General features: G+C 50.1%; 4 protein-coding genes and 1 pseudogene. All 5 read left to right on the top strand.

The annotated features are described in order from the left end of the window. Positions 1-20 precede the first annotated feature (20 nt). Positions 21-704, top strand: a complete 684-nt coding sequence (gene grpE / locus V6C93_RS31630) for a nucleotide exchange factor GrpE (RefSeq protein ID WP_349262893.1) — start codon at positions 21-23, stop codon at positions 702-704. Between the two features lie 231 nt (positions 705-935). Next, positions 936-2,906 carry a molecular chaperone DnaK gene (gene dnaK / locus V6C93_RS31625; RefSeq protein ID WP_333480650.1) on the top strand — a complete coding sequence of 657 codons (1,971 nt, stop codon included), beginning with the start codon at positions 936-938 and terminating at the stop codon, positions 2,904-2,906. A 158-nt stretch (positions 2,907-3,064) separates the two neighbouring features. Beyond that, complete coding sequence (gene dnaJ / locus V6C93_RS31620) at positions 3,065-4,186, top strand: molecular chaperone DnaJ (RefSeq protein ID WP_333480649.1); 1,122 nt, start codon at positions 3,065-3,067, stop codon at positions 4,184-4,186. Further along, positions 4,183-4,452: a sulfurtransferase TusA family protein gene (locus V6C93_RS31615; RefSeq protein ID WP_333480647.1), complete on the top strand. Its 270-nt coding sequence runs from the start codon at positions 4,183-4,185 to the stop codon at positions 4,450-4,452. The genes dnaJ and V6C93_RS31615 overlap by 4 nt, the downstream gene beginning before the upstream one ends. After that, positions 4,449-4,985 (top strand): annotated as a pseudogene (locus V6C93_RS31610) (hypothetical protein); the annotation flags it as partial. The gene V6C93_RS31615 and the pseudogene V6C93_RS31610, both read left to right, overlap by 4 nt.

Here is a 4,985-nt window from a genome sequence, read left to right as displayed (position 1 = left end):
CGGCAGCAGCAGAGGGCGACTTGATAGATTTAGAGTCGCTACCGGAACTGGAGGAACAAACCGCCGATTCAAAATCGGTATCAGCCAACCTCGAAGGAGCCAATGGGGAGGAACAAGCCAATCAAGCTGTAGCCGATGCAGCAGGCGATGGGCAGTTAGAGACACTCTCAAGCTTGAGGCAGGAAAATGAAGCCTTGAAGGCTCACCTAGAAGACCTAAATCAGCAAGGCGAAGCATTAAAGATTCAATCTATGCGGATTGCCGCAGATTTTGATAATTTCCGCAAGCGTACAAGCAAAGAGAAAGAAGATTTAGAGCAGCAGATCAAGCGGGTCACGCTGAGTGAATTACTACCAGTGGTGGATAACTTTGAGCGAGCGCGATCGCAAATCAAGCCCCAAAATGATGGGGAAATGGGCATCCACAAAAGCTACCAGGGGGTTTATAAACAGCTGGTAGACTGCCTCAAACGCATTGGGGTTTCTGCAATGCGCCCTGAAGGAAAAGAGTTTGACCCAAATCTCCACGAAGCGGTGATGCGGGAACCGACGAATGAATACGCAGAAGGCGTTGTGATCGAACAGCTGGTGCGAGGATATTTCTTAGGCGATCGCGTCCTGCGCCATGCGATGGTTAAAGTGGCATCCGTACCAGAAAGCTCGGGTGAGGAATCTGGTGAAAGTCAATCTACCTCTTCTGAATGAACCAATTACGGAAGAAAGCGCTAGAGTCAGAGTTGCTGCTCTTTAGGATTCGGTGGTAACCTCAAAGGAAGGTACCCCAAAAACCTAAGTGGCAGGATGCATTAACCATCCTTTGGTGTTCAATCTTGATTAACTAAAAGTTCCAAGAGGGTTCAACCAAAGGAAGGTTCGTTCTAGTACCCGCTTTAACTTAAACGTAAACAACTTGACATAATTTTAAGCCGAAGCCCTATGGGAAAAGTTATTGGCATCGACTTGGGCACGACCAATAGTTGCGTCGCTGTTTTAGAAGGTGGTCAGCCCATCGTCATTTCAAACTCGGAGGGAGGGCGAACCACTCCGAGTATAGTGGGGTTTGGCAAAGCAGGGGAACGTTTGGTCGGTCAACTGGCAAAACGGCAGGCCGTAACTAATGCAGAAAACACAATCTACAGCATTAAGCGCTTTATAGGGCGTCGGTGGGACGATACCGCAATGGAAAGATCCCGTGTTCCCTATAACTGCGTCAAAGGTCGTGATGACACCGTCGATGTCCAAATACGGGGACGGACTTACACCCCTCAAGAAATCTCCGCCATGATCCTGCAAAAGCTCAAGGCAGATGCCGAAAGCTTTCTTGGAGAGCCAGTGGAGCAAGCCGTAATCACGGTTCCTGCCTACTTTACAGACGCCCAACGGCAGGCCACAAAAGATGCTGGGACAATAGCCGGTCTGGAAGTACTGCGCATTATCAACGAACCTACAGCAGCCGCCCTCGCTTATGGTCTCGATAAGCAGTCTGAAGAGCAGCGAATCTTGGTGTTTGACTTGGGGGGCGGAACTTTTGATGTCTCGATTCTACAACTGGGAGACGGCGTTTTTGAAGTTAAGGCAACATCCGGCAACAATCACCTGGGAGGCGATGACTTCGATAATGTGATTGTTCGCTGGATGAGTGAAAACTTTAAAGCAACAGAGGGGATTGACCTAGGAACCGATAAAATGGCACTTCAGCGCTTGCGAGAAGCGGCTGAAAAGGCAAAGGTTGAACTCTCTAGTATGCTTTCGACCTCCATTAACCTGCCCTTCATTACAGCCGATGAGACAGGCCCAAAACACTTGGAGATGGAGCTATCGCGCTCAAAGTTTGAAGAACTGGCGAGCGAATTGATTACGGGAACGATTGAGCCTGTAACCCAAGCGCTGAAAGACTCTGAACTGAAGCCAGATGATATTGATCGGATTCTCTTGGTGGGGGGTTCGACCCGTATCCCAGCCGTACAGGAAGCAATTAAGAAGTTTTTTGGGGGCAGAACGCCAGATAAGTCGGTGAACCCCGATGAAGCCGTCGCATTAGGAGCCGCGATTCAGGGGGGAGTACTAGGGGGCGAAGTTGAAGACTTGCTGTTACTGGATGTAACTCCCCTGTCGCTGGGCATTGAGACCTTAGGAGAAGTATTTACAAAAATTATTGATCGCAATACAACCATTCCGACCAGTAAGTCTCAGGTTTTTTCCACCGCGACGGATGGACAAACCTCTGTAGAAATTCATGTGCTACAGGGTGAGCGGGCGATGGCGCGGGACAACAAAAGCTTGGGCAAGTTTCTGCTCACCGGCATTCCCCCGGCCCCAAGAGGTGTACCTCAAATCGAAGTATCGTTTGAAATCGATGTGAACGGGATTTTGCAAGTCTCAGCCGCTGACAAAGGAACTGGCAAAGAACAAAGAATCCGGATTACGAATACTGGAGGATTGAGTGCCAGTGAAGTAGAACGGATGCGCGTCGAGGCAGAGAAATATGCTGAGGAAGACCGTCGTCGCATACAATTGGTTGAACTCAAGAACCAAGCCGATAGCCTCTTCTACAGTTACGAAGGAACCTTGAAGGACAGTGGTGACTTGGTTCGCGAAGATCTCAAGGCTCAAGGAGAGCAGAAGAAGCAACACCTACAAGAGGCGATGGCAGATTCCTCGATTAGTATTGAGGAAGTGAAACAACGGCTGGAGGATTTCCAACAAAAGTTGTTTGAGATTGGTGCCGCTGTCTATCAGCAAGCCTCACCCAGTGTAGACACAGAAGAACTTATACAGACCGAGGAGGTATCTTCAACGCCAGAATTTAGCGAACCTTTTGAATCATCCTCTACAAGCGAACAAGACGACTTGATTCTCAACTTTGATGAGGAGACCGTAACAGCTGACTACGAGCCAGTTGACTAAGGTACGCTCCTAAAAGGTAGCGCTCGACCTGTTTTTCTGCTAGACAATGGTATAGATATACGGGTGAGCTGTGAATGGGTCATTAGTGACCTCACTCCATTTACCCGCATTAAATTCAACCCGCCCCTATACAGTAATAAAACACCGTTCAGCGCTCTATGCCTGACTACTATGACATTCTTGGTGTCTCTCGCGACGCCGACAAAGAGGAATTAAAACGTGCTTACCGCCGCCTTGCCCGGAAGTATCACCCGGATGTCAACAAGGAGCCAGGGGCTGAAGAGCGCTTTAAAGAGATAAATCGGGCTTATGAAGTCCTCTCAGAACCAGAAACCCGCGCCCGATATGACCGCTTTGGCGAAGCCGGTGTCAGTGGCGCTGGTGCGGGCTTCGGTGATATCGGCGACATGGGTTTTGCTGATATTTTTGAAAGCTTCTTCAGCGGCTTTGCAGGTGGTATGGGTCAGCAAGCGACTCGCCGACGCAGTGGTCCGGTTCGTGGTGAAGATTTACGGCTGGACTTGAAATTGGACTTCCGGGAAGCTGTGTTTGGGGGTGAAAAGGAAATCCGGATTCCTCACCTAGAAACCTGTAACGTCTGTAACAGCACTGGCGCAAAACCAGGAACTCGACCCCGCACCTGCCCAACTTGTAGTGGAACCGGTCAAGTGCGTCGTGCGACCCGAACGCCTTTTGGCAGTTTCACTCAAGTCTCAGTTTGTCCTACCTGTAATGGTGAAGGACAGGTCATTGAAGACAAGTGTGAATCTTGTGGCGGTGCAGGTCGCAAGCAGGAAACGAAAAAGCTCAAAATCACGATTCCACCGGGCGTCGATAATGGCACAAGGCTGCGCGTTTCTAAAGAAGGAGACGCAGGATTGCGCGGAGGCCCTCCGGGAGATCTATACGTCTACTTATTTATTGAGGAAGACGCTGAGTTTCATCGGGAAGGGATTAATATCCTATCCGATCTGAAGATCAGCTATTTACAAGCCATTTTGGGCTGCCGCCTAGAAGCCAGTACAGTGGATGGGCCAGTGGAATTAACGATTCCTCCAGGCACACAGCCCAATACCGTGTTGACATTGGAAAATCACGGTGTACCCAAACTGGGGAATCCAGTCAGTCGGGGCGATCACTTGATTACGATTTTGATTGATATTCCCACCCGCATCACGGCAGATGAGCGGGAACTACTGGAGAAGCTGGCAAAAATTAAAGGCGATCGCACCGGGAAAGGTGGTATAGAAGGCTTCTTAGGAGGGCTGTTTCGCGGATGAGTAACTTAGCCGAATCGACACCCAAGCCGACGCCTGATGCTCAGCTAGATTTGCGCGGAACACCTTGCCCCATTAACTTTGTGCGCACCAAACTCCGTTTAGAGCAGATGACGCCAGGAGCCTTATTAGAAGTGTGGCTCGACGCCGGAGAACCGATTGAGCAAGTGCCTGATAGTTTGGCGATGGAGGGCTACCCCATTGAGGCCGTTGAGGATCGCACTGGCTACTTTGCTCTGAAGGTACGGCGTCCCCTAGCGTCTGCATGAGTGGATTACCATCGGATAGCGAGTTGTCCCAAGTCTCCACACCTTTACTGGGAACAGTAGTGGCGGTGCAGGCCAACTTCTATCAGGTGCGGTTAGAACAAGGGTTGAAGGTTGGAAGGTTAAAGGTTGAATGTTGGAAGGAGTTGAAGGTTGAACGTTTGAAAGCTGTTCGCGAAGGGGTAACGCTTCGCGAAGCGTTCTCCGAAGGAGTAGAGGTAGGTTTCACTCCAACTAACCTTCAACCTGCTAACCTAGAACCTGCAACCAACGTTCAACCTTCTAACATTCAACCTGTAACCCTACTATGTACTCGCCGGACACGGCTGAAAAAAATCGGTCAGCGAGTGATGGTCGGGGATCGCGTTTTGGTGGAAGAACCGGACTGGGAAGGTGGACGAGGTGCGATCGCAGAAGTACTACCTCGCAAAACCCAGCTAGACCGTCCCCCAGTTGCGAATGCAGACCAAATTCTTTTGGTCTTTGCCTTAGCAGACCCTCCCTTAGACCCGTACCAACTGACCCGATTTCTGGTT

The organism is Allocoleopsis sp. (assembly GCF_036703385.1).
Lineage (GTDB): Bacteria > Cyanobacteriota > Cyanobacteriia > Cyanobacteriales > Coleofasciculaceae > Allocoleopsis.
Note: the sequence above shows the minus strand (reverse complement) of the source record. Positions and strands in the feature narration are given on the sequence as shown.